16 protein-coding genes and 1 tRNA gene are annotated in these 25484 nt (G+C 63.5%); 16 read left to right on the top strand and 1 reads right to left on the bottom strand.

Annotated features, from left to right (window positions below; translation table 11 throughout):
• The first annotated feature begins 19 nt into the window (after positions 1-19).
• The 9 genes from BN3560_RS06590 (at position 20) to BN3560_RS06550 (ending at position 10202) form a co-directional block, all read left to right on the top strand.
• Entirely contained in the window at positions 20-1012 is a 993-nt protein-coding gene (locus BN3560_RS06590) for a D-alanine--D-alanine ligase family protein (RefSeq protein WP_096227472.1), read from the top strand.
• Positions 1013-1150: 138 nt separating this feature from the next.
• Positions 1151-1759 carry a YtxH domain-containing protein gene (locus BN3560_RS06585; RefSeq protein WP_087191508.1) on the top strand — a complete coding sequence of 203 codons (609 nt, stop codon included), beginning with the start codon at positions 1151-1153 and terminating at the stop codon, positions 1757-1759.
• A gap of 163 nt (positions 1760-1922) precedes the next feature.
• On the top strand, positions 1923-2918 hold the full coding sequence (locus tag BN3560_RS06580; RefSeq protein WP_096227471.1) for a PRC-barrel domain-containing protein: 996 nt from the start codon (positions 1923-1925) through the stop codon (positions 2916-2918).
• Between the two features lie 8 nt (positions 2919-2926).
• Positions 2927-3739 (top strand): TVP38/TMEM64 family protein, encoded by an 813-nt coding sequence (locus BN3560_RS06575; protein ID WP_227115371.1) that lies wholly within the window; start codon positions 2927-2929, stop codon positions 3737-3739.
• A 182-nt stretch (positions 3740-3921) separates the two neighbouring features.
• The gene (locus tag BN3560_RS06570; protein ID WP_096227470.1) at positions 3922-5016 is read left to right on the top strand and encodes a TM2 domain-containing protein; all 1095 of its coding nucleotides are present in this window, start codon (positions 3922-3924) and stop codon (positions 5014-5016) included.
• Between the two features lie 218 nt (positions 5017-5234).
• Positions 5235-6173, top strand: coding sequence for a beta/alpha barrel domain-containing protein (locus BN3560_RS06565; protein ID WP_087191511.1), 939 nt, complete (start codon positions 5235-5237; stop codon positions 6171-6173).
• A 470-nt stretch (positions 6174-6643) separates the two neighbouring features.
• Positions 6644-8197: a catalase gene (locus BN3560_RS06560; RefSeq protein ID WP_096227469.1), complete on the top strand. Its 1554-nt coding sequence runs from the start codon at positions 6644-6646 to the stop codon at positions 8195-8197.
• Positions 8198-8456: 259 nt separating this feature from the next.
• Entirely contained in the window at positions 8457-8678 is a 222-nt protein-coding gene (locus BN3560_RS06555; protein WP_015539205.1) for a hypothetical protein, read from the top strand.
• A 90-nt stretch (positions 8679-8768) separates the two neighbouring features.
• Positions 8769-10202 (top strand): serpin family protein, encoded by a 1434-nt coding sequence (locus BN3560_RS06550; protein ID WP_096227468.1) that lies wholly within the window; start codon positions 8769-8771, stop codon positions 10200-10202.
• A gap of 162 nt (positions 10203-10364) precedes the next feature.
• Here the strand turns inward: BN3560_RS06550 and BN3560_RS06545 are convergent.
• A tRNA-Leu gene (locus BN3560_RS06545) sits at positions 10365-10447 on the bottom strand.
• Positions 10448-10704: 257 nt separating this feature from the next.
• On the opposite strand from BN3560_RS06545, the gene BN3560_RS06540 reads away from it, so the two are divergent.
• The 7 genes from BN3560_RS06540 (at position 10705) to BN3560_RS06510 (ending at position 25461) form a co-directional block, all read left to right on the top strand.
• Positions 10705-12132: a Sapep family Mn(2+)-dependent dipeptidase gene (locus tag BN3560_RS06540; RefSeq protein WP_096227467.1), complete on the top strand. Its 1428-nt coding sequence runs from the start codon at positions 10705-10707 to the stop codon at positions 12130-12132.
• A gap of 69 nt (positions 12133-12201) precedes the next feature.
• Entirely contained in the window at positions 12202-13083 is an 882-nt protein-coding gene (locus BN3560_RS06535) for a tyrosine-protein phosphatase (protein WP_096227466.1), read from the top strand.
• Positions 13084-13326: 243 nt separating this feature from the next.
• Positions 13327-14040, top strand: a complete 714-nt coding sequence (locus tag BN3560_RS06530) for a LytR/AlgR family response regulator transcription factor (protein ID WP_080144027.1) — start codon at positions 13327-13329, stop codon at positions 14038-14040.
• 262 nt (positions 14041-14302) lie between these two features.
• A complete protein-coding gene (locus BN3560_RS06525; RefSeq protein WP_096227465.1) occupies positions 14303-15586 on the top strand; it encodes a Fic family protein in 1284 nt (427 codons plus the stop codon).
• Between the two features lie 35 nt (positions 15587-15621).
• On the top strand, positions 15622-15798 hold the full coding sequence (locus tag BN3560_RS06520; RefSeq protein WP_227115373.1) for a LytTR family DNA-binding domain-containing protein: 177 nt from the start codon (positions 15622-15624) through the stop codon (positions 15796-15798).
• Between the two features lie 233 nt (positions 15799-16031).
• Positions 16032-17957, top strand: a complete 1926-nt coding sequence (locus BN3560_RS06515; RefSeq protein WP_096227464.1) for a hypothetical protein — start codon at positions 16032-16034, stop codon at positions 17955-17957.
• A 784-nt stretch (positions 17958-18741) separates the two neighbouring features.
• Positions 18742-25461: a leucine-rich repeat protein gene (locus BN3560_RS06510; RefSeq protein WP_123649814.1), complete on the top strand. Its 6720-nt coding sequence runs from the start codon at positions 18742-18744 to the stop codon at positions 25459-25461.
• The last annotated feature ends 23 nt before the right edge of the window (positions 25462-25484 follow it).

Raw genomic sequence — 25484 nt, 5'->3', positions numbered from 1 at the left:
GCCGAACAAGGAGTTATCGATGGGCCTCAAAGTTGCAGTGTTGATGGGCGGCGCTTCGTTCGAGCGCGAGTTTTCCCTGGCCAGTGGCAAGAATGTGTGTGCTGCGCTCGAAGAGGCCGGCCACAAGGCGGTGCCGCTCGACACCACGGGCGAGCTGGTGCCCACGCTGCGCAGCGAGCGCCCCGACGTGTGCTACAGCGCCCTGCACGGCAAGCACGGCGAGGATGGCACCATTCAAAGCCTGCTCGAGTTCCTGGACATCCCCTTCATCGGCTCGCCGTCGCACGTGTGCCATCGCTCGTGGAACAAGGACTCCATGCACTACGAGCTGGCCACGTACCGCGCTATCACCGGAGAAGCGCCGGTCGCCTCGTGGCCGCAGGGCATCTACCTGGCGCGTGACGCGTTCAAGGACATGGGCGCGGCCACGGCGCTCGATCTGGTGCAGGAACGCGTGATCGGCGGCTTCCCCGTGGCCGTGAAGCCCGCGCATGGAGGTTCCGCCCTGGGCGTGCACAAGGTGGATTCCGTCGACGATCTGGGCGAGGCCATCCTCGACGCGCTCTCGTTCGACGAGGCCGTGGTCATCGAGCAGTGGGTGGACGGCGTGGAGATGGCCGTGTCGGTGCTCGGCACCGGCTGGGACGCCTACGCGCTGCCGCCGGTGGAGATCGTGCCCACGAAGGGCCTCTACGGCACCGAGGCGCGCATGGAGCCCGGCGCCGTGCAGTACTTCGCGCCCGTGCGCCCCGCCTCGCTGTCCGACGACGAGGGCGACGCCCAGGCCATCCGCGCCGAGATCGAGCGCGCCGCGCTGGAGGTGTACCGCGCCTACAACGCCCGCGACCTAGCCCGCATCGACCTCATCTGGGACGGCGCCCAGGCCCGCGTCTTCGAGGTGAACGTGTCGCCCGGCATGGCCGAGCGCTCCCTGTTCCCCGCCGCCTGCGCCGCCGCCGGCCTGTCCCTCTCCAGCGTGCTGAACGAGCTGGTATCCCAGTACGCGAAGTAGTATCGCGGCGCTTTCGCTTCTGGCAACGAAACGGCAACTGAATCATAGAGCGCTCGTGTTTTCCCTACTGGTGGTTGGCGGGTGCCCCTATAATGGGCTGATCGACAAACGTCCAGGACATTCCTTTAGGAGGCAGATATGGGCAACAAGGTAGGAACCTTCCTCATCGGCGGTTTGGTCGGCGCTGCCGTCGCACTGCTGTACGCTCCCCGCTCGGGCTATGAGACGCGCGCCATGGTCACCGACAAGATGAACGCGGCGTGGGGCGAGGCCCAGGAGTTGGGCGCGCAGGCGTCTGACAAGGCGCAGCAGGTGTACCAGGACGCCACGTCCAAGGGCCAGGAGGTCGTGCACGACGTGGCCGCCAAGGGCCAGCAGGCCGTTCAGGACGCCCAGACCAAGGGCCAGGAGCTGTACGGCGCCGCCAGTGCGCGCGTGCAGGAAGCTGCCGACAACATCAAGCCGGTGTTCTCCGAGAAGAACGACGACCTGCGCGAGAAGATCGAGGCTGCCCGCCAGCGCATCGCGGCCCAGGTGGCCAAGAACGCCGAGCAGGCGCATGACGCCGTGAGCGACAAGATCCCCGTAGCCGCCGACAACGCGCACGAGGCGGTGGACAACGTGGCCGGCAAGGCCAAGGAAGCCGCCGATACCGCGACGAACGCCGCCGAGTCGGCCGCCGGCAAGATCGCCGGCGACACGGAGGTCCCGGTCGACAAGGGCCCTGCCGAGAGCAAAGAGAACTAAGTAGCCTGCACGAATGAAGGGTGCACCGCGCCAAGCCGGACGGCGATGACCGTCCGGCTTCCGCATGCCCCCTTCGCGTCATCGGCACGCAGGAAGACAGCGGCCGACGCGGCCTGAGAGAGCCGCGCCGCTACACAGCTGCGCGCCTGGGGGAAGATCGAACATGGCCAACAAACTTATCACGACCGACGAGCTCACGGGCGTGCGCGTCGTCGGCGGGAAGAAGGGCACGAAGCGCATCGGCAAGGTGCGTCGTTTCGTGTTCCACCCCAAGGAGAAGCGCGTCGTGGGCTTCGTGGTGAAGCGCCCCGACCTGCTGTGGATGTTTCGTCGCAAAGACCTGTTCGTGGCCGTTAACGGCTACGAGATAGAGGACGGCCGCATCGTGGTGAGCAACGATCCGGCTGCCACCAACCGCGCCGCCTGCAAGGAGCTCGGCGTTGACTGGGACGCGTGCGTGCTGTGGGTGGGGCTGCCCGTCATGACCGAGGACGGGGATACGCTCGGCGTGGTGGGTTCCGTGGCGTTCGATCGCAGGACAGGGGCTATCGCCTCCGTCACCACCGACAGCGGTGCGACGGCCAATGCGCTGCTGGGCAAGCGCGAGATTCCGGCCAATCTCGTGAAGGGCTTCAAGCGCGGCATGGGCGCAGCTCTCGCCCAAACGGGCGAGGAGGGCGAGGAGTCCGAAGAGGTGGTGCTCGGCGCCATCCTCGTGGCCGACGAGGCGCGCGACATCGCCGTGGAAGGCGGCCTGGCCGAGAAGGCTGGCGAGGCCACGGCCGTGGTAGTGGACAAGGCCCATACCGCCGTCGACAAGGCAAAGCCCGTCGCCAGCGCCGCCGCCAAGAAGACCGGCGAGGTGGTGAACAAGGGCGCGTACGCCACAGGCAAGCAGATCGCCGCCACGAAGGGCATGTTCTCCGGCTTCAAGGAGGAATACGACAAGGCGCGCGGCCCGAAGCCCTCGCAGGAAAAGGCTCTGGAGAAGACAGGCGAGCTCGAAGCGGATGAACTGCCTGAACCGTCATCGCAGGCCGAGAAAGCCCCCGCCAAGCAAGCTGCGACCAAGAAGCAGTCCGCCAAGAAACCGGCGCCCAAGAAGAACATGTTCTCCGCATTCAAAGAAGAGTACGACAAAGCGCGCCACGACGATTAGGCATACCATTGACGCAGAAACCAACGCATGAATTCGATACCGGCAAACTGAAGCAGAAGGCGGCCGAACGCACGCACGAGCTGCACGAGAAGGCGCAGCAGGAGACGACCGTGCACGGCCACAAGATGGAGAAGGGCGACATCTTCAAGTTCGTCGGCCTGATCGCATTCTTCGCCATTATGGTGATTATCTGCCTGCTCATCTGGCCGTATGTGGCCGACATCTTCGAGCCGGGCGGCATCGACCGCGTCATCGCGGACGTGCGCGGCGCAGGGCCGGTGGGCTTCCTCATCCTGCTGGGGCTTCAGTTCCTGCAGATCGTGGTGGCGTTCATCCCGGGCGAGGTCGTGCAGATAGCGGCCGGCATGCTGTACGGGCCGTGGTTGGGCGCGCTCATCATCCTGATGGGCTGCGTCGTTTCCAGCGCGTTCATCTTCGCGCTCGTGCACAAGCTGGGCGCGCCGTTCGTGCAGAGCATGGTGCCCACGAAGTACCTGGAAAAGTTCCGCGCCTTCGAGAAGACGGGGAAGCTGAGCATCGTGGTGTTCATCCTGTTCCTTATCCCCGGCTTGCCGAAGGACACGTTCACCTACCTGGTGCCCCTCACGGACATGAACATGCGCACGTTCCTGCTGCTGTCGAACATCGGGCGCATACCCGGCATCCTCGTGTCGACGTACGCTGCCGACGGGCTCATCGACGGGCGCTTCGCAGAGAGCGCCGTCCTGTTCGCCGTGGCCGCGGTTATCGCGGTGCTGGGCATCGTGTTCCAGAAGCGCATCATGAAATTCCTGGAGAAGCGGTCGCACCGCGACAAGTAGGCGCAGCGCGCACCAGCCACGTCGTACGGCGCGACGGGTGCGCGCTTTCGGAACTTTCGGCAACGGAAACCTTAACGATGGTATACAGAGGGCAACGACACGGTGACGGTTTACCGTCAGAGCCGTACGGCCGGATACCATGGCGCTATCACCTTGGAACCTCACGATAAGAGAGGCATGTTATGAACCTCAACGAACAGAACGGCAGCGCATCGGACGAGGTCGCCGCTGCTGAAGCCGAGCTTCGCGCTGCACAGGAAACGCTCGAGGCGGCACGCGCGCGCCTTGCCGAGCTCAAGGGCGAGCACCCCGCCGTCAAGCCGGGTGCCGCTCCGTCCGATGCCGCCGGCGACGGGGAGCCCGCCGAGGCCTTCGGCGTGGCCGCTGTCGTCGTGGACGAGGATACCGCCGAGATCGAGGCCGTCATCTTCGAGGCAGAGGCGGTGGCCGCGGCTGACGATGACGTGCAGGGCGATTCCGTGGCGGACGGAGATACGCCTGCCGAGGCTGCTTCGGATGATGCTGGCGATGCGCCTGCGTGCGCGGTGGACGAGGCGGATACGCCTGCGGCTGGCGACGCTCCGGATTATTCCGGCTTCGATGAGCCTGCAAGCGGCGAGCCTTCCTCGAACGATGCGCCCGAGCCGGCGCCGGCCTCCCCGGCCGACACGGCCGCCATTCCGGTGCAAGGCGAGCCGACGCCCGAATGGGTTCCCTACACGACGGCTCCCGCAGCGGACCCGTCGCTCGGTTCGCAGCCGACGCCCCCGTCGGGTGCATCCTATGATGCGCCGTACGTTCCGCCCACCGGCTCGACGGTGTCCGGTCCCGTGCCTCCTGCACCTGGCCAAGGCTCCTACCAGAATCCCCAGCAACCGCCGCAGCCCCAGCAACCCTACGGCGGTTATGCCGCACCCTACGGCCAGACGCCCCATGCGGGTCCTGGAGCCGTGCCTCCGCAGCAGCCGTATTACGGCTACCAGCAACCCTATTACCAGCAGCCGTACCAGCAGCCTGTCATCGCGACGAAGGATCATGTGGCCGCCGGCCTGCTCGCCATCTTCCTGGGCGCGTTGGGCATCCACAAGTTCTACCTGGGCTACAATACGGCCGGCTTCATCATGCTTGCCGTCACCATTCTGGGCAGCTTGTTCACGTTCGGCCTGGCGGGCGGCGTCATGTGGGTCATCGGCATCATCGAGGGCATACTCTACCTGACGAAGTCCCAGTCCGAGTTCGAGCAGATGTACGTGGTAAACAAGCGCGAGTGGTTCTAAGGTTCCGACGGCCTCCCGACAGCCGAAAGGCCTCGGAGCGCCCCTGCACGAAGCGCTTTGCCGGGCGTCTGCCATCGTCCAACTGCCAAACGCCCGCTCGCCTGATAGTTCCCCGGTTTTTCGGTGGAGCAACGCGGGCGGTTCCGTCCATTGGCTAGAATAACTTCATCGATTAAGGCAGCGTTGCCTTGCGACTGAGATCCTATAAGGAGGAAATCATGCCCCAAATTACTCGTGACCAGGTGAGGGTGCCGGCCGACGTCATGCCGGAGTCCCGCGACGAGTACATCGCGAACTACCTGAAGGCCACCCGCGGAACGGGCCGCCTCATGCTGTTCGCCTGCGATCAGAAGATCGAGCACCTCAACAAGGACTTCTACGGCGAGGGCATCGACATTGCCGACGCCGAGCCGCAGCACCTCTTTGAGATCGGCCGCCAGGGCGTGTGCGGCGTGCTCGCCGGCCAGCGCGGTCTCATCGCGCAGTACGCGGCCGACTATCCCGAGATCAACTACCTCGTTAAGATGAACTCGAAGACGAACCTCGTGGGCACGAAGCAGGACGACCCCTACTCGCCGCAGCTCTACGACCTGGACGCTGTGCTTGCCATGCGCGAGGCCGGCGTGAACGTGGTGGGCATCGGCTACACCATCTACCTGGGCAGCGAGTACGAGTCCACCATGATGGCCGAAGCCGGCGAGCTCATCGCCCAGGCCCATGCCAACGGCCTGCTGGTCGTGCTGTGGATCTACCCGCGCGGCAAGGCCGTCACGGCCGAGAAGGACCCGGCGCTCATCGCCGGTGCGGCGGGCGTGGCCCTGTGCCTCGGCGCCGACTTCGTGAAGGTGAACCCGCCGAAGCCCGAGGACGGCACGGCTCCGGCCGAGGCCCTCAAGGTGGCCACGATGGCGTCCGGCCGCACGGGCCTCGTGTGCGCCGGCGGATCGACGGTAGACGCCGAGACGTTCCTCACCCAGCTCTACGACCAGATTCACACGGGCGGCGCCGTGGGCAACGCCACCGGTCGCAACATCCACCAGCGCTCGCTGGACGAGGCTGTCCGCCTGACGAAGGCCATCAGCGCCATCACCTTGGCCGACTACTCCGTCGCCGACGCCCTTGCCGTGTTCAACGGCGAGAAGGATTTCGCTCTGTAGGGTTTCGGGCTCCCATCGCGAACAGGGAAACGGGCGCTTCGGCGTCCGTTTCCTTTTTATACGCCTACCGCGGTCCGAGAGAAGGGGAGCGCCCTTGGCCCCACCTTCGAGACCCACCTGCAGCGAATCATGGACGATCTCAGGGAAACGTACTCTGATATCCCTGCTCATCACGCTGTTTCACATGAAACACCCCATCCCGACTAGCCTCCCCCTAGCTCGTCTCGTCCCGGCTCGCCCCTTCCTTCCACGGCTCATTCCCCGCCTTTTCGCTCCTCTCCTTGTCTCTCCACCTCTAACATTTGCGATTTATTTCGAAATTCAAAAATCAATTCGCTTGATGAAACTGTGATCTAATTGAGAATTATTATCAATAATATGGTGAAGTGAGCTCCTCGGGTGCTATGATCGCGGCAACCGATAGATGTGAACGATGCCCATCGGGGCATCCGCCAGGAAGGGGTCATACCATGGCCAGCGAATCCGACACCACGCGCCTCACGAACGAGGTAGGCAATCCCGTCGCCGACAACAACCACACGCTCACGGCGGGCGAGCGCGGCCCCATGATGCTCCAGGACAACTGGATGATCGAGAAGCTCGCGCACTTCGACCGCGAGGTCATCCCCGAGCGCCGCATGCACGCGAAGGGCTCGGGCGCGTACGGCACCTTCAAGGTGACGGGCGATATCAGCCAGTACACGAAGGCCAAGGTGTTCCAGCCGGGCGCCGAGACCGAGGTGTTCGTCCGCTTCTCCACGGTTGCCGGCGAGCGCGGCGCGGCCGACGCCGAGCGCGACATCCGCGGCTTCGCCATGAAGTTCTACACGCCCGAGGGCAACTGGGACCTCGTGGGCAACAACACGCCGGTGTTCTTCCTGCGCGATCCGAAGAAGTTCATCGACCTCAACCACGTGGTGAAGCGCGACCCGAAAACCAACATGCACTCGGCCCAGAGCAACTGGGACTTCTGGTCGAGCCTGCCCGAGGCGCTGCACCAGGTGACCATCGTCATGTCCGACCGCGGCATCCCGGCCAGCTACCGCCACATGCACGGCTTCGGCAGCCACACCTACAGCCTGATCAACGAGCAGAACGAACGCGTGTGGGTGAAGTTCCACCTCAAGACCAACCAGGGCATCAAGAACCTCACCGACGACGAGGCCGCCCAGATCATCGCGGGCGACCGCGAGAGCCATCAGCGCGACTTGTTCGGTGCCATCGAGCGCGGCGAGTTCCCCAGCTGGCGCTTCTGCATCCAGGTGATGGACGAGGCCACCGCGAAGAACCACAAGGAGAACCCGTTCGACATCACGAAGACGTGGAGCCAGAAGGAGTTCCCCCTCATCGAGGTGGGCACGCTGGAGCTGAACCGCAATCCCGAGAACTACTTCGCCGAGGTGGAGCAGGCCGCGTTCGCTCCGACGCACCTCGTGCCGGGCATCGGCCTGTCGCCCGACAAGCTGCTGCAGGGCCGCCTGTTCGCATACGGCGACGCGCAGCGCTACCGCCTGGGCGTCAACCACAACCACATCCCGGTGAACCGTCCGCGCTGCCCCTACGCCGAGTTCCATCGCGACGGGGCCATGCGCACCGACGGCAACTTCGGCGGAACCATCGGCTACGAGCCCAACAGCTACGGGCAGTGGCAGCAGCAGGCCGACGCGGCCGAGCCGCCGCTGGACCTGTTCGGTCCGATGGACGCGTGGGACCCGGCGGACGACCCGACCGATGACACGTTCTATCAGCCGGGCGACCTGTATCGCCTGATGGAGGAGCCGCAGCGCGCTGCGCTCATCGGCAACACCGCGCGCAACATGGAGGGCGTGACCGAGAACATCCGCCTGCGCCACGCCGCCCACTGCTACAAGGCCGACCCCGAATACGGCGACCGCCTGGCCGAGGCGCTGGGCGTGGACGAGAACCGCGTGCACGAGCTGGCGCAGATGACCCACGAGGAGCGCATGGCCGCCACCGGCCAGCAGGTCCCCGCCCGGAAGATCGGCGGCGAGGTGCGCGCGTAAATCATCCGAAGAGGGCAGCCTTTCATCAAGCCATCGAAAATGGGCTCGTCGAATTCGACGAGCCCATTTCGCATGTCGTCACTGAAAATATCAGTGACGACATGCAGTGACAAGTGAGAAATTGTAGTGAGAATTGATAGAGACGTATCCTTCAAGCGGTAGTCGGGTTGAGATCGGGTTCGACACGGTTGGGGGATGCGCGTGGCACGGTGGACGGCTTGGCGTATGCTGGCTCTTTCATCAAGCGAAAGGAGCCGCCATGCGCGAGATATCGGGTTTGGCCAAGTTCGGGTACTTCTGCGTGGGATTGTTCGGCGGGTTGTTCGGCGTGCTGGCCGCGTGGTTCATGGGCAAGGACGGCTGGGGCTGGAGCGAAGGCGGCAAGCTGTTCGCTTGGTTCGGTTGCCTGTTTTGGCTCATCGTGTGGGTGATCATGGTGGTGACCGGCGGCATCGCGACGTTCCTCGCCTTCCTGTTCTAGCTTTTCCCGACAATCGGGCGCGTTGGATCGTGTTACCCTGCGAAGGAACGAACGCGACCGGCGCGCTGCGCTTTGGGGAAGGCGGGGAGCATGCGGAGGAAAAGAGACACGCAGATAAAGCCGAGCGTGCGTGCGGTGCGCGCGCAGTCGGAGGCAAGCCTGCATGAGGCAAGATCGCACGCGCAGGCGAAGGCGAGGCCCCTGCGGAAGGCCGTGCTTGCGGCGGTGCTCGCGCTGGCGGCCGCCTTCGCGCTGGCCGCCTGCGCCCAGGCAGGCGATGTACCGCAGCCTTCGGGATCGGTCTCCTACGAGGGCGTGACCACCGTTGCGCTCGCAGAGCTCCCCGCGAAGCCGGCGGCCGACGACTACGAAGCGCAAGACGAGCTCTTGGGCGCGAATGCGCTGGACGGGTCGTTCGTAGACGGCCTCTCGGCGTTCTCCTACCGCAGCGCATCCGCGGTGCTCGGCGATGAGCCGCAGGCCAACGGTAACTTCTCGCCGGCCAGCCTGTACCTGGCGCTCGCTATGACGCAGATGGGCGCCGCCGGCGAGACACGCGACGAGATCGCGGCGGCGCTGAGCTCCTCCGACGCTGCGGCCACGGCGGAGCAGTGCGGCAACCTGATGCGCCTGCTGGCCACCGACCACCTTTCTGACGTCAGGCTGGCGAACTCCGTGTGGATGCGTCCCGACGCGCAGTTCAAGCAGCCGTTCGTCGACGCCATGCGCGACCAGTTCTACGCCTCGTTGTTCCTGGCCGATTTCGGCACCGGTGCAGCCGACAAGGCCATGGCGCAGTGGATTGCCGACAACACCGAGGGCACGCTGAACCCCGCGTTCAAAAGCCAGGAGGGCCAGCTGCTCTCGTTGATCGATACCGTGTACTTCAAGGGCGAGTGGGCTAAGGCCTTCGACGCGGAGGCCACTGTGCCCGGCGCGTTCGCGGCCGAGCGCGGCGACGTGCAGGCGGCCTTCATGGTGCAGCGGCTCGACCGTCCGCAGGAGATCCGCCAGACCGAAGCCTACACGCGCGCGAGCCTCGGGTTCGTGGACGGCAGCGAGATGACGTTCGTGCTGCCCGCCGAGGGCAGGGGCGTGCAGGACCTGCTGGCCGACGGGGCCCTGCTCGAAGAGGCGTTCGCGGGCGAGTCCACCGGCGAGGCATTCGTCACCTACCGTGTGCCGAAGTTCGCCTTCGACAGCTCCTATGGCTTGATCCCCGCTCTTGAGCGGCTGGGCGTCGTCGCAGCGTTCGGCGACCAGGCCGACTTCTCCAATCTTTCCGACACTCCCGCCTACGTGTCGAGCGTGTCGCAGGAAAGCCGCATCGGCCTTGACGAGAACGGCGTGGAGGCGAGCGCCTACACGAAGGTGGACATCATGGAGATGTCGGCATTGCCCGACCCGTCGGTGATCGAGGAGCTGGAGTTCAATTTGGATCGGCCGTTCCTGTACGAGATCCGCACGCGTCAGGGCATCCCGCTGTTCGCCGGCCTCTGCGCCCAGCCCGACGCGGTGGCGTGAGGGCGTCATGGCGCAAGGCGCGCCGCTGCTCGTTGTCATCCTGGGTTGCATGCTTCCGCTCAAGATGCAGGTGACGAGACGAATACCCCGCCCGTCTCTCCGCGTTTTCGCTCCCCAATGCAAAAACGATCCCTTGACGGGATCGTTCTCGGATATGCGAAGTGGTGCCCGAGGCGGGATTTGAACCCGCACGTCTAGGACAACGGTTTTTGAGACCGCCGCGTCTGCCATTCCGCCACTCGGGCGCACCGTGAAAGTATACCGGATGCCCCGTAGGCCGTCGAGGGCAAACTGGTGCGAATTGTGCGCGCGAATCGCAAGAAGGCTCTTCGCGCTGCGCACTCGCCGCTACCTTGTGGCGCCCGCTCGGCAAACGGTCAACATATACATGACGGTCTGGCGCGCCGTTGCCGCTTGGCGCATAATGGTGGCAACGTCGCCGGACGGCGCTAGCGCCGCTGCGGCCTGCAAACGCATCTTCGGAACGAGAGGCGGACACGCAATGAATCAAACCGAACTGACGAATAAGATCGACGCATACCTCGAGAAGAACTGGGACGCCATGGTGGACGACATCGCCACGCTCGTGCGCATTCCCAGCTTCCAGGAAGACGACAAGAAGGCCGACGGCGCCCCGTTCGGCCCCGGCCCCAAGAAGGCGCTCGAAGCGGCGCTCGAGCTGGCGGGCGGCATGGGTTTCAAGACCCATGATGCCGAGGGCTATATCGGCTTCGCCGACTTCCCCGGCGCCTCCGACACGCAGCTGGGCATCATCGGCCACATGGACGTGGTGCCGGCCGGCCCCGGCTGGACCTTCGAGCCCTACGAGGTCACGCGCAAGGACGGCTACCTTGTGGGCCGCGGCACGCTGGACGACAAGGGCCCCAGCGTCATGGCCCTGCACGCTATGAAGTTCTGGAAGGACCTGCAGGACGAGGGCGAGGCGCCGCAGTTCCCCTATACCGTGCGCTTCCTGTTCGGCGCGAACGAGGAATCCGGCATGGCCGACGTGGCCTACTACCACCTGCACTACGACGACCCGGCCTTCCTGTTCACGCCCGATGCGGAGTTCCCCGTGTGCTACGGCGAGAAGGGCGGCTACGACGGCATGCTCATGAGCAAGCCCATCGAGCCGTGCGCGCGCGTCGTCGTGGAGTTCGAGGGCGGCGCGGCCACGAACGCGGTGCCGGGCCTGGCCCACGCCATTGTGAACGCCGATGCCCACGAGCTGAAGAACACCGACCGCATCGTCGTGACCGAGGCCGGCCCCGGCCGGGCGCGGCTCGAGGCCACCGGCAAGGGCGCGCACGCCTCAATGCCCGACGATGGCGTCAACGCCATCGGCCTCATCGTGGACTACCTGCTGGAGAACGGTCTGTGCGGCGCCGACGAGCGCGCGTTCCTGGAGTTGGACCAGAAGCTGCTCAACCACACGGATGGAAGCGGCGTGGGCATCAAGAGCTCCGATGAGTACTTCGGCCCCCTCACCGTTATCGGCGGCACCATCGCCCTCAAGGACGACCGCTTCGTGCAGACGGTGGACAGCCGCTTCCCCACGTCCATCACGGCGGACGAGATTACCGAGCGCCTGCGCCAGCTGGCCGAGGAGATCGGCGGTTCGTTCGAGAACACCCTGCTCATGGAGCCGTTCCTGGTGAAGCCGGACAGCCCCGTGATTCAGGCGCTGCTGAACGCCTACAACGAGGCCACGGGAGAGGACGCCAAGCCGTTCACCATGGGCGGCGGCACCTACGCGCGCGAGTTCAAGAGCGGGGCGAGCTTCGGCCCCGAGAAGCCGTGGGAGAAGAATCCGGACTGGGTCGGCACGATGCACGGTCCCGACGAGGGCGTGAGCGAGGAACTGCTCAAGCAGTCCTTCAAGATCTACGCGCTCACGTTGGACAAGCTCATGCAGCTCGACCTGAAGTAGAAGCCTGCGCGAGCGCCCCGCCGCCGGATAAGCGCGCGGGGCGCTTCCGTCTTTGGAAGGAGCACTGCCATGGTCGACACCGTGCCCGACGATTTCTCCCCCGCGCTCGGCATAGCCGATGCCGAAGGGCTCGAGAAGGTATCCGACGGCCATATCGAGCTGGAGGGGCTGCCGAACACGCGCGATATCGGCGGCATCCCCGCGGCCGACGGTCGCTACGTCAAACACGCGCGCCTGCTGCGTTCGGGCGCGCTCGCCGGTGCGACAGAACGCGACCTGGAGGTGTTGCTCGACGACTTCGGCGTGCGCACGGTCATCGACCTGCGCACCGAGGAGGAGCGCCGCGAGAAGCCCGACCCCGAGGACGGCGTGGAAGGCGTGCGCTTCGAGGACGCTCCGGTGCTGAACACGGCCACCCTCGGCGTGACGCGCGAGGGCGGCATCAAGGGCGCGCTAAAGATGCTGCGCGCCGTGCAGGATGACCCAGCCCAGATCATGAGGGATATCTACGAGCGCATGGTGCTGGACGAGGCCAGCCAGCGCGGCTTCGCCTCCTTCTTCGACGACGTGCTGGACACCCAGGAGGGCGCCGTGCTGTGGCACTGCACCATCGGCAAAGACCGCGCAGGGCTGGCCGCCATGCTGCTGCTGCACGTGCTGGGCGCCTCGCACGACGACATCATGCGGGACTACGAGGCCACGAACCGCTACGTGGCGTCGCGCACCGAGGACATTATGGACGCGCTGGCAACCTACCATCTGGCCGGAAAGCTGGACAAGAGCATTCAGGTCATCAATTCGGCCGACCCGCGTTTCCTGCAGGCGGCGCTCGACTCCATCGACCGGGAGTTCGGCGGGTTGGACGCCTACGTGGAGAAAGCCGTGGGCATCACCGACGAGAAGCGCGACACCTTGCGCGCCCGCTACCTGACGGACGACCCGAGAGGCTAGGCGAAGGCAGGAGGGGGCGCCTTGGGGCCCGCGGGAGCCGACGCGCGCGCTGCCGCCGTGTTTTCGCTGCGGCCCCGCGCCGCCTCGCGTCGAGCCGCCTCCCGTTCTGCATGACGTTCGCCGCTTGAAACCGTCGAGTTAATTCGTATATTCGGGCTTCTCCGCAGTTTCCGCCTGCCTTGATTTATAATGATGCCGAAAGAGGCGAAAAGTATGTCGGGGTTCGGAAGCGAGGAGGTTCACGTGTTGAAGGCCATGATCGTCGATGATGAGGCTCCTGCGCGCTCTGAACTGAAGTTCCTGCTGGACGAGTTGGGGCAGACCGAGGTGGTCGCCGAGGCCGCCAGCGTGCGCGAGGCTATCGAGAAGCTCAAGGAATACCCGGTCGACGTCATGTTCCTGGACGTGAACATGCCCGAGGCCACGGGCCTGCAGCTGGCCGAGGCCCTGCAGCACCTGAAGTTCCCGCCCGCCGTGGTGTTCGTGACGGCGTACAGCGAGTTCGCGCTCGAGGCGTTCAAGGTCAGCGCCATCGACTACCTGGTGAAGCCGGTGGAGACGGAGCGCCTGTCGCAGGCCATCTCCCGCGTGCGCGAGCACGTGTCGCTGCACGTGGCCGCCCAGAAGTCCGAGCGCATCCCCGTCGAGAAGGGCGGGAAGAAGATACTCATCGGTATCGACAAGATCCGCTTCGTCATGGCGCGCGACGACTATGCCTACCTGCAGACCGACACGGACCGCTACTTCTCCACGGTGAGCCTGGCCCAGCTGGAGAAGCGCCTGGACGGCCACGGGTTCTTCCGCGTGCACCGCGGCTACCTGGTGAACCTGTCGATGGTGGAGGAGATAGAGTCGGTGTCCGGCGGCACCCTGCTGCTCACGCTGAACGCCGTGGACGAGAAAATTCCCGTGTCCCGCCGCCGCGTGTCCGCGCTGAAGAAGGCTCTGGGACTGTAACTGGCGCCGCATACGATGAACGAGCAAGGGAGGCTGAGGCCTCCCTTTTTTCTGGCCGGCCGCCAAATATGCCAGTTCTGTCTTCGAGCGAAAGGCGCGCTTCAGCGTGCGAGCTGCTCCTTTTGCTCCAAGATCGCCCTTGATTGGTCATCATTATTTCAGGTTAATCAGTAACCTGAAATAAGAAGAAGCCATGTTTCAGGTTGCCCGCAGTTCTTCACTCCTTGTTTCGGGTTATAGTAACCTGCAATAAGGAGGCAGCATGGGAACGTTGCACCAAGAGTTCTGGATGAGCGAAGGCTTGGGAAGGACGCGGCGCGAACGGCAGAGCGGCGCGTATCGCTACTACCTGCCTACGCGGCTCAGGGATATGCACATAGCTCTCGAACCCGACGTTGTGGGCGACGTCAGCCGAGCTGAGTACGCTATCGTTGCGTTGAACGAGCGCACGGCCGCGCTTCGCAGCTCCGAGGGCATCGCCCGGCTTTTGCTGCGCGCCGAGGCGGTCTCGTCGTCTTTCATCGAAGGCCTTTCGATCGGCACGCGAAGGCTTTTGCGGGCGGAAATGAACCTGGGCAGCCAAGAAGCGTTTCGCCATGATGAGTCCGCGGCCGAAGTAGTGGGAAACATCCACGCGATGCAGAGCGCGCTCGCGGCAGCCCAGGCTGACGAGACGGTTACGACCGAGACGATCCTCGCGATTCATCGGACGCTTTGCGCGGGCACGCGCATCGAGCGGTTCGGCGGGGTGGTGAGGGATCGGCAGAACTGGGTTGGCGGAAACTCGTACAACCCCCTCGCGGCCGATTACATCCCGCCCGCACCCCAGCATGTGCCCGCCCTGTTGGACGATCTCGCAGAATACTGCAACGACCAGGTTGTTTCCCCTATTGTGCAAGCCGCGATCGTCCATGCGCAGTTCGAGTCCATCCATCCGTTCATAGACGGGAACGGTCGGACTGGCAGAGCGCTCATTCACCTTGTTCTCCGAAGACGGGGTCTTGCACCGCAGCTCGTGCCCCCGGTGTCCCTCGTGCTCGCTACGCATGCGCAGAGCTACGTCCAGGGGTTGACGGGCTTCCGCTATCTCGACTCGGCACGGGAGGAGTCCATCCGCGGCGGCATCAACGAATGGGTGTCCTTTTTCGCCGGCGCGTGCCTCGCCTCGTGCGAGGAGGCCGAGCGCTTCGAGCGAAGCGCCGACGCGCTGCTGGTCGAATGGCGCGATCGGCTGGGAAGCGTTCGCAAGAACTCCGCGCTCGACCTCATGTTGGAAGAGCTGGTGGGCATGCCGGTGTTCACGGTGAAGTTGGTCGTCGAGGCCACGGGGCGTGCGACGAGCGCTGTCTCGGCGGCGATCGAGCGGTGCATCGATGCGGGCATTGCCAAGCCTCTGGGCAATCAGAAGCGCAACCGGGTGTTCGAGATACCCGAGGTCATCAACGAGTTCAACATCTTCGAGCGCAGGTTGGCGAGCCCGGTGGGCGATACGAGCATGGAAAAGCCCGTGCGCGCCGTGCCCGAGCGGCTCAGGCATATACGGTAGGGTGGACGGAGATTCGAGTTTCACCTAGGTGTCAGTTGGGCGGCCACGGGTTCTTCCGCGAGCACCGCGGCTACCTGGTGAACCTGTCGATGGTGGAGGAGATAGAGTCGGTGTCCGGCGGCACCCTTCTGCTCACGCTGAACGCCGTGGACGAGAAGATCCCCGTGTCCCGCCGCCGCGTGTCCGCGCTTAAGAAGGCGTTGGGACTGTAAAGAACTTCAGTCATATATTTGAATGCGAGGGAGGCTGCGGCCTCCCTTTCTGTTGAGGCTGTCAACCTTTGAGCGCACGTGGCGCGAGACGATCGAGGTTTCCCGTAGGCATGCGGTTTAGGCGTTGCGCGGGAAAAGACGTATAATATCACGCCATATCCGAGAGGCCCGCGTGCGAGGCGCCGCGGCGGGGGCCCGCGCATGGCGCGCGGCGCGACAAAACGAAGGACGGCATGGGCGAGAGGTCACAGGGAAAACTGACGCTGGAAGAGCTGCTGCATGCAGCCGATGCGCCGATCCTCGACGTGTCCGATGGCGCGATGCCGGACGAGCCGGTGTCGGATCTTCTGCGCGACCTGCTGGGCGGAGGAGCGGATGAGTCGCGGGATGACGGAGGCCTTTTAGAGCAGCTGCAGGACTTGCCGCGCATTCCCGTTGCCGCCGCGCCTTCGGAGGAAAAGCCGGAGGAGAGGGCGGACGAACCTGCGGCCGGCGAGCCACCTGCCGGCCACGCCTCCGGCAAACAGCCTGCCGCCGAGCCGGCGGTTGAAAGATCGCTCGCCGGTACGGTGCCGGTGGAAGCGCCTCTGACTAACGCGATGCCGTTCGAAGATTCGCAAGCCGCAAAACCCGCCTCCGATGAATCGTCCGGAGATCTTCCTGCTGACGACCCGAATGGAGAATCGTCGGCCGGAGCTCCTCCGGCCGATACGGTGTCTTTTGGAAAGTCGCCTGCTGGCGAGGAATCTGCGGGTGCGCCTTCCGCCGACGGTTCGCCGACCCGAGGGCAACCGGCAGAGGAGCTCTCGCCGAAGGCCTCGACAGAGGAACTGCCAGTCGAGCCAGCGGTTGAGCTGCGGGAGCGGCCAGCCGAGGAGAGAACGCGCAAACGCGTGTCGGCCAAGGAGCCTTGCACTTCGTCGCCGGTAGAGAAACCCGCCGCCAAACAGGGGGAGCCGACGGGGCAGTCAAGCGAGCGGCCGTCCCGTCGGCTGGGACGGCATGCTGCCGGAACATCGGCCAGCCGTGCGCGTCGCCGCGAGGCAGAGCGGCAGCAGGCGGTCTCTCGTTCGGCGCTCGAGTCGCCAAAGCAGCCCGAACCGTCGTTCCAGCTCGCGCTTGAGCCAATATCGCCGTCCGAACCCGCACCGCAGTCACCGGCGGCGGCTGCCCAACGCGAGCACGCCTCGCAGCGCGAGACGGTGCCGAAAGACGAAGCCCGGCTCGCGTCCGCTCCTCTCACCCTGTCCGACCTGACCGCGGCCGTGGAGCCTCTTCCCTCACCTGCCTCGGCGGCGGCGCCCGAGCAGCCGCGCCGCCCCGACGCGCGCGGCGCGCAGCTGCGCGCCCTGCGGCAGCAGCTCGAACGGCGTATGCGGGATCTCGCGGCGGGGGAGACATCGACGCCGTGTGAGCGCATTCGACGGGAGACGCTTGCCACTGGCAACGCCGCGAACAAGATGCGCCCGGCAGCAGCATCGGAGAACGCGGCCGACCGTCCGTCGAAGGGCCCCGCCCATGCCCGTCCGACGAAGTGCGCTCCGTCCAGGTCGCGGCGCCTGAAAGTGGCGGCGGCCACGGCGGGCGTTCTCGTGCTCGTGGCGTTTCTGGCGACGGCATTCGGTCTTGCGGGCGCGCCCTTTGGCTTCCCGAGCCTGCCCGGCGACACCGTCTTTTCGACGGCTCCGTCCGAAACCGATGCCGGCGGCGCTGTTTCCGAAGGCAGAACCGGCTCGGCCGCAGGCGATTCCTCCAGCGACGAGGCCAAGGGCGAATCCGGATCCGGCTCGCCCGCCTCTTCGGGAAAGGCCGGCGCCCCGCAGACGGCAACCGAGGACCGTTCCGGTACGGTGGTGTACCGCTACACGGCGCTCTCCGCCGACGGCATGGGCAGCACGGTGGTTGAAACCGTGCGATTCGGCCGGGATGGTCTTTGCGAAACGTCCACCATGGAGGCAGCCTTTGCCGACGGGTTGGAGGCGGAGGCGTTCCTCGAAACCCTACGGCGCGACTACGGCCCCGCGTTCGAGGATGGTGCGACTGAAGGCTCCACGGCCACGGCCACGCTCGACGTGAGCGCCAACAAGCTGGATCGTGAGGCGTACGAGGACGCTCTGCGGGACAGCGTAGAGGATCTTTCCATAGTGAGGAAGTCCTGAGTGGTGCTCGGCAGCTGCGGCCGGTTTGTGTTCTGATATATCCGAATCACCCAGCGTTTACAACAGCGGGGTGATGTAATCGAGCGGTTCGTATCGGGTTACCGATCCCCGTTTTCCCCTTTGGCTCCGTATGTTCCACGGTCGCGCGTGCCGGCGTGTGCACGCTTGTCTAAGTGCGGGGCAGTGATGTGTTTCGGGCACGAAGCTAGAAGCCGGAGCACGATAAAACGCCGTCTTAAGCGGGTCTGGGTCCTCTGGTAAAACCGAGTCACGAAATCATATAACCGCAGTTGAAATGCTATTTTAACTCAGTGGGGGTGTTATATAAAACCTTCTCGGTCCCCTTCGTTATGAAGGAAATATGAAAGTATTCGCCAAGTTCCTTCTACCGGGAAAACGTTGCGGGACAAGGCCATATCGCACGCCGACCGTACATCCAGCGCGTTGCGCGAAAAAAACCCAGAGAAAACCTAGCCATTCGTTTTCTCGATTTTGCACAGGGGGGATCGCTATACTGCATGCCACTACCGGGGGGTGTCTAAAACCGCACCACGGATACTTGGGGGAGCACCATCTTGTCCGAGCAGGCGCTCTATGGGTAGTGAACAGGAACATTCAAACGCACAAGCAGAAGCACAGCAGAGGGAAAACGATGCGACATAGCCGAATAACGAACGTCGGAAAGGCAGCCTGCGCTGCCTTCTTGTCATGCCTTCTAGCGGCCAGCCCCGTTTTGGACGGGTTGGCAATGGAGCCGCGCGCGTACGCGAACGAAGGAGGCGCGGTGCAAGAGGCCGCCTCGCCCGAGGAGCAGGGAGCTGCTGGCGGCGAGGGAACGACGACGGATGACGCCGGTTCTTCCAGTACCGGGGGCAGCGACGCCAAGGCGGAGGGCGGCGCGGCTGATCCGGAAGGCACCGGCCAGTTTCAGCAGGAGCTTCCCCTGTCCGGCGGCACCGCGGGCGGGCAGTCGGCGGCCGGTGCCCCGGACACGGCGGCGCGTCCTCCGCAAACCACGGCGGACGATCGCGTGACCGGCGACATGCCGTTGTCCGACGGCCCGTCTGCCGCGAAGGCGGGAACCATCGTGGTGGACGGCGTGAAGTACGTCGTGAACGCCGATGGCGTTACGGCCACGGTGGCGGGCTGGCATGACACGGCCGTTCCTGCTGGCGATTTGGCCATCGTGGCGAAAGTGGTGAGCGGGGCTGATGCCTACCTGGTGACGTCCGTTGCCGACGAGGCGTTCAAGGGATGCACCGACCTGCGAACCGTCGCGTTGCCCGACAGCTTGGAGAACATGGGCAAGGACGCGTTCGCCGAGTGTCCCGCGTTCGAGTCGTTCGCGGTGGGCGAGCGCAACGAGGCGTTCGCCGCCTTCGACGGCATGCTGTTCGACGCGCCGCTGGAGACGCTCGTGCGCTGCCCCGAGGGCAAGCGCGGCACGGCCCTGCTTCCCGACACGGCGAAGAAGGTGGACGAGGGCGCCTTCGACGGCTGTGCCCAGCTGGCCGTCATCGAAGCTGGCCCCGACAATCAGGCTTTCGCCACGGTGGACAACATCCTGTACAGCAAAGACCATACCACGCTGCTGCATGCGCCCGCGCGCACGGTTGCGGCTGCGCTGGCCCTCGAGACCAAGACCGTGGCCGCTGGATCGTTCGCGCAGTGCGACGGCCTGGCTTCCCTGCTGTCACTGGGCTCGGTCGAGACGGTGGAGGGAGGCGCGTTCTCCTTCGAAGCGTTCGCAAACGTTGTCGTGGCGCTGGCCTCCGGCGACAATTACGACGCGCGCAAGGCCGTGTGGGAGCGCGCTGGCTTCTCGCGGTTCCAAGAGCCGGCCGATCCGGGCACGGTACAGGCTCCTGCACCCGGCGAGGGCGGCTTCGCGTTCGAGCTGCTCGACGACTACACGTTGGCGGTCTCGTGGAGCGGCGGCTCGGGCGAGCCCGATGCCGATCTGACTATTCCCACGTCCGGCCAGGTTAACGACGTGAGCTACCGCGTGTCGGCCATCGCCCCCGGTGGCTTCGCCGGCATCGAGCGCCTGACCAACGTGCAGATCCGCGCGCCTATTACCAAGGTGGGCGACAACGCGTTCGCCGGCTGCGCGAACCTGTCGTCCGTTACCTTGGAGGAGGGTGTTGCCTCCCTCGGTGCCGGCGCGTTCGCCGGTACGGCCGTCGAGTCCGTGGCGATTCCGGCCAGCATCTCCTTCGTCGGGGAGCGTGTGTTCTCCGACTGCTCCGCGCTTTCGCGCATCCTCACGTTCTCGAATGCCGCTGACGTGGCACCCGACGTCCTGGCCGGCTGCTCCGGCGTCTCGGTGTACTGCCCGGTGGCGCCCGACGGAACCTATCCTTGGAACATCGGCCTGCCGGCCGCCGGCAACCACCGCTGCGCTTACGGCCTGTCATTCGCCCCTGAACCTCTGACGCTCGCCATGGGCGAGAGCGCCGACCTGTTCGCAGGCGGCACCTGCGAGGTTCCTCAAGGCTGCGAGCTGGCCTATTCCTATCCCGCCACTCCGCTTTCCGTGGACAATGGCCAAGCCACCGGCAAGAAGCCCGGCACCTCGGAGGTGACGGCCACGCTGTCGCTCGACGGCATCGAGCTCGCCCGCGCCACCCGCACCGTGGAAGTGTGCGAGGCGGCAGCTGAGGAAACCGAGGACGAAGGCTCCGACGAAGTAGGGAGGGGAGCTGACGACAAGCCCGCAGGCGAAACCGTGCAGAACGAGGTCTTGCCATCCGAGGCTCACGAGGACGATCTCGTTCTGCTTGGCGAGGAGTACCCCATGCTCTCCATGGCGGCCATGCTTGGAACGTCAGAGACGTTCGAGGTCGATGCTCCAACTGGGCAAAAACTCATCTGCACAGTCCTCTCTTCTACGGCTGGGACGAGCGATAGGCGTGTGTCCGTTGCGGCCGCCGACCCGACTTCGTGCGAGGGAGCGCTCGAGATACCCGCTACCGTCAGTGGTGGCGGAGAAGAGTACAAGGTAGTCGAAGTGGCTTATCGCGGGTTCTACTACTCGGAAATCGAGAGCGTTGCCCTACCGTCATCTATTGAAACAGTCGGCAATGACGCTTTCTACGGTTGCTTCCGGTTGCGCGAAGTCGTTTTCGAGGGATCGGGTGCCACGATCATCGGCGACAATGCGTTCCTCGGGTGTAGGGTGCTCGGCGCCATCGAACTGCCCGCGGGAACGACATCCATCGGCTCCCGGGCGTTCGCGCTTTGCGCGGCTTTGGCCGACATGGTTGTTCCCGATTCTGTGACGACACTGGGAGCCAGGGCCTTCGAGTCCTGCTCGAGTCTCGCCAGCCTTGTGGTGGGGAAGGGTGTTGACAGCATTCCCGGCCTCTTTGTCATGCGCTGCCCGCTCTTGACCGACATCGTCGTTCTCGGAACCATTCAGGCATTCGATCCCACTGCGTTCGATTCGGCCGATGCAAGTGGCATGGTCGTGCGCGTATCGACAAAAGCCCAGCAGACCTTGTGGACAGAGGCTAACGATGCGAACGGATTCGGCCTCGATCCCGCGAACATCGTTGTTGCAGGCGAGTTGTGCACGGTTCGGTTCGAGCCGTCCAATGGCGAGTTCTCTGCTTTCGAGCGCTTTGTCGAGAAGGGAACGCCTCTCTCCGAGCCTGCAGCGCCGGCACGGGACGGCTTTGGACTTGCCGGATGGCATGTTCAAGATATTTCCGGTCCCCGTTGGAGTTTCTCTTCCGCCGTAGAGCAGGATATGACTCTCGTGGCCGAATGGATCGAGGACGCCCAAGAGGGAAATCTCGTCTATCGTATGCGGTCTGATGGCGAGAGCGTCTCGGTTGCCGCAGCGGATCCGTCCGCAGTCCCGGAGAGTCTCGACATACCCGCCTCGGTCGAACTTGCCGGTCGCAACTACCCCGTGCGCGAGATCGCATCCTATGGATTCGCTTTCGCCAAAGAGCTGGCCTCGGTGCGGGTACCCTCCAGTGTCGAGGTTCTCGACGTCCGTGCATTCAAAGACTGTCAAGCGCTCACGGAGATCGTGTTCGGCGTCGGGTCGTCGCTCGGAATAATCGAGGCAGATGCGTTCGAGAACTGCACTGCGCTGAAGGCCCTATCGCTACCGGCAAGTTTGGTGAACATCAGCAGAGCGGCTTTCGGAGGCTGCACTGAATTGGAGGCGCTCGAATTCGAGCAGGGCTCGAGTCTCCGCATCATTCAAAGCGCGGCATTTGTGGGTTGCTCGAAACTCGCTGCTGTGAATTTTCCAGACTCGCTAGAGACCATCTACGACGTGGCGTTTTCCTCCTGCTCTTCGCTGCGCTCGGTCGGGTTTTCCACGGGGCTTAAGATGATCGGTGCGAACTCTTTCAATGGCTCGGGCCTTGAATCCGTTTCGCTACCCGAGGGCTTGACCAAGCTTGAGTCGGGGGCTTTCGGCAGCTGCAAGTCCCTGAAGAGCGTCGAGCTCAATCTTTCGATTGTGGCAGATGGCAAATTGGTCTTCAACGGCTGCCCTGAACTTGACAGCGTGTTCGCGTATGGAAAGATGGAAAGCAGCAACATTTCCACTGCTTTCCCTGATGCTATGAAGGGCGACTCCGGCGTTACCGTCGTCCTGCCCCCGATAGCTCGTGATGGAAGCGGCGACGATTTTGCCGCTATGGCCGAGACGTGGAAAAACGTCCACGGCTTTTCAAAAGTTGTCGTTTCGGAAGGCGTGCTCCCCACCGATGGCAACACGCAATATGGTCATTGGAATTTAGACGCAGACGGCATCCTGCGCATCTGGTGTGAACGCGATGGAGCGGTGATCCAAGATCTGGGATGGACGACATGGGGTCCCTCCCAGCCTTCGATCTTCCAGAATCATTGGGGCCCTGTGCGCGATTTTGTCAAAAGTATCGTCGTGGAGGACTCGGTCGACGCCGTCAACATGCGGTTTTGGTTTTCCACCATGAAGAATCTTTCGGACGTCTCAAGTGTCCAGGTGCCGGACGGCGTCACTGATATTGAGGCGATGTTTGCCGCCTCGGGTATCAGGCAAGTGCCCGATACTCTTGTTCTCCATGACGGAATAACGAACCTCAGAAGGCTTTTCATGGAGTGCGCGCAGCTCGAGTCTTTCCCTGCATATTTCAACTTGCCTGCTGCCGCAGTCAATTTCGAGGCAATGTTTGCTAGTTGCGAATCCCTTGTCAAATTGCCCGATAATTTTTCTTTACCGACTTCTGTGGAAAAATGCGGATCGTTATTTTCTGGGTGCCGTTCGCTCGAATACCTTCCTGAGGGCTTCAAACTACCGCAATCCGTTGTCGACGGTACCGGTTTCAACAACATGTTTTGGGAGTGCAATTCACTTAAGGCGTTGCCGTCTGGAATGAGCATGGATGGCTGCGACGAGTCTGTAACGTATCTCAACGGAATGTTTGTCAACTGCAAATCGCTCAAAGAGCTGCCTACAAGTTTTCGACTACCTCCTTATGTGAAGGAGATGGTCAGCGTATTTAGAGGCTGCAGCGCCCTCGCGTCTTTGCCTGATGGATTCACCATCCCCGGAGGAGCTAAAGACTTGCAGACGGTGTTCAAGGATTGCACATCGCTCGTTTCGCTACCTGACAGCTTTGAGTTCTCCACGAGCCCGGCGGCCACTACGAATATGTTCCTTGTTGAAGGGACCGACCAAGCTATCCCCATGTATTACAACGGGCCTGATCAGCGAGTAAAAAACTATCCTTGGGCGAATTCGAACAGATTCTTGGTCACTCCTTCGGTCGAGCAAGAGGGTGTCAAGACTGTTATGCTCAACATTAAAGAGCGAGGCGAGGTAGGGGCAGGGTTGACATGGACTCGTCTGCATACTGACGCTTCCGGCAAGCTTGCTGAACCTGGTTTTGCACCTTCCCACCCGGGCATGGTGTTCACGCTCTGGTATGCCGACGAGGCCTGCACGCAGCGCGTAGACTTCTCGAAGGCGTTCACGGGCGACACCACGCTCTACGGCGTGCTGGCTCCGGGGACGAAAAGCGGCACGCTGCCCACGACAGATGGCATGGACTCGGCGTTCTGGTCGCTTACCGATGACGGTACGCTCTATATCAGGTGCACGTCGGATGCGACGGTAGCCAATCTTGGGTTCAGCAAGGTGAGCGAGGCGGAGGCTTGTCGCACCTACTGGGGGCCGTTCCGAGACTACGTGAAGAAGATATCCATGAATCCGGGCCTTAAGGCGGTCGACATGGATCGTTGGTTCTGCCTGATGCCCAGCCTCGTAGATATTTCGGAAGTGTTCATACCGAGCGGGGTAGAGCGTGCGCACGCCCTCTTCAGCACCTGCTCCTCCTTGACGCAGGTTCCGGATAGCTTCGTGTTGCCCCAAGGCATAAAGTGGATTGAGTCGATGTTCGGGGCTTGCACCTCGTTGCGACAGCTACCTGAAACGTTCTCGATGCCGCAGAGCGTCGAGAATTGCGCCTACTTGTTCCAAAGGACGGCTATCGTCTCTCTTCCTTCAACGTTCGTTCTCCACGAAGGAATCAAGCAATGCCACTATATGTTCAACGGTTGTGAATCGCTCGCCATGCTTTCAAAGGGTTTCTATATTCCGTCGACGGTAAAGACCGAAAGCACCTACGGAATGTGGCGCATGTTCGACGGCTGCAAGTCGCTTATGAGTTTGCCCGAAAACTTCAAATTCCCGGTGCAAGCCGGAAAGGAAAACTCTTTCATGTGCGAACTCGCACCTGGAGAGCCGCTCGTCCCCACCTACTACACGGGCAACGACCCGTCCGTGCTCGAATTCGATTGGGCCAGCCAGAACCGCGAGCTCATCAGGATAACCGCTGGAAGCACGTTCGAGCAGCAATCGGCAGATGGCACCTGGTTCAAGTACACCGTTACCGGCGGCGTCGACAATGGCATTCCCACGGTCTCGGTCTCCAGGAGCGATGATCCGGCCAAGAGGCCGGAAGGGGATCTCTCCATTCCGAGCGAGGTGACCTATGACGGTGTGCGCTATACCGTGACCGAAGTGGGGAAATCCGCCTTCATGGATTTGGCGAATCAATTGACTTTGGGTTCTATTACGTTGCCGGAGACTATCTGCACAGTGAGGGAAGCTGCTTTTGCATGGTGCAGTATCAGTGGTGTTGTTCGTATTCCCGCAACAGTGACCCTCATTGAAAAAAACCCATTCGCCGGCAATGCGAAGATCGAGGCGTATGAGGTCGCTCAAGGTAATACCACCTACCGCTCCGATGAAACCGGTGCGCTTTACCCGGTCGATATGTCAAGCCTGATTGCAATTCCCGGTGGGTTTACGGGACATTTCGAGGTTCCGAGTACCGTGACAAGTATCGGATCCAGTGCGGCGGACACTTGTACGAGACTTTCTTCAATCAGTCTTCCGTCGGGTCGAGCTCCCCGCCAGTTTCGTGTTGCCAGTTACGGTAACGGAGGCACCTGGCCTGTTCGAGAATTGTACTTCTCTAGTCTCGCTGCCCGCTGATTTCTCTGTTCCCGATGGCGTAG

It is taken from the genome of Gordonibacter urolithinfaciens, assembly GCF_900199375.1.
Lineage (GTDB): Bacteria > Actinomycetota > Coriobacteriia > Coriobacteriales > Eggerthellaceae > Gordonibacter > Gordonibacter urolithinfaciens.
This window is presented reverse-complemented; position numbering and strand designations above follow the sequence as displayed.

Excerpts from the sequence above, each read along its gene's own strand:
- BN3560_RS06555 (WP_015539205.1), top strand. The coding sequence starts at position 8,457 with ATGCGCGAGATATCGGGTTTGGCCAAGTTCGGGTACTTCTGCGTGGGA.
- BN3560_RS06585 (WP_087191508.1), top strand. The coding sequence starts at position 1,151 with ATGGGCAACAAGGTAGGAACCTTCCTCATCGGCGGTTTGGTCGGCGCT.
- BN3560_RS06540 (WP_096227467.1), top strand. The coding sequence starts at position 10,705 with ATGAATCAAACCGAACTGACGAATAAGATCGACGCATACCTCGAGAAG.
- BN3560_RS06560 (WP_096227469.1), top strand. The coding sequence starts at position 6,644 with ATGGCCAGCGAATCCGACACCACGCGCCTCACGAACGAGGTAGGCAAT.
- BN3560_RS06525 (WP_096227465.1), top strand. The coding sequence starts at position 14,303 with ATGGGAACGTTGCACCAAGAGTTCTGGATGAGCGAAGGCTTGGGAAGG.
- BN3560_RS06565 (WP_087191511.1), top strand. The coding sequence starts at position 5,235 with ATGCCCCAAATTACTCGTGACCAGGTGAGGGTGCCGGCCGACGTCATG.
- BN3560_RS06535 (WP_096227466.1), top strand. The coding sequence starts at position 12,202 with ATGGTCGACACCGTGCCCGACGATTTCTCCCCCGCGCTCGGCATAGCC.
- BN3560_RS06570 (WP_096227470.1), top strand. The coding sequence starts at position 3,922 with ATGAACCTCAACGAACAGAACGGCAGCGCATCGGACGAGGTCGCCGCT.
- BN3560_RS06590 (WP_096227472.1), top strand. The coding sequence starts at position 20 with ATGGGCCTCAAAGTTGCAGTGTTGATGGGCGGCGCTTCGTTCGAGCGC.
- BN3560_RS06580 (WP_096227471.1), top strand. The coding sequence starts at position 1,923 with ATGGCCAACAAACTTATCACGACCGACGAGCTCACGGGCGTGCGCGTC.
- BN3560_RS06515 (WP_096227464.1), top strand. The coding sequence starts at position 16,032 with ATGGGCGAGAGGTCACAGGGAAAACTGACGCTGGAAGAGCTGCTGCAT.
- BN3560_RS06550 (WP_096227468.1), top strand. The coding sequence starts at position 8,769 with ATGCGGAGGAAAAGAGACACGCAGATAAAGCCGAGCGTGCGTGCGGTG.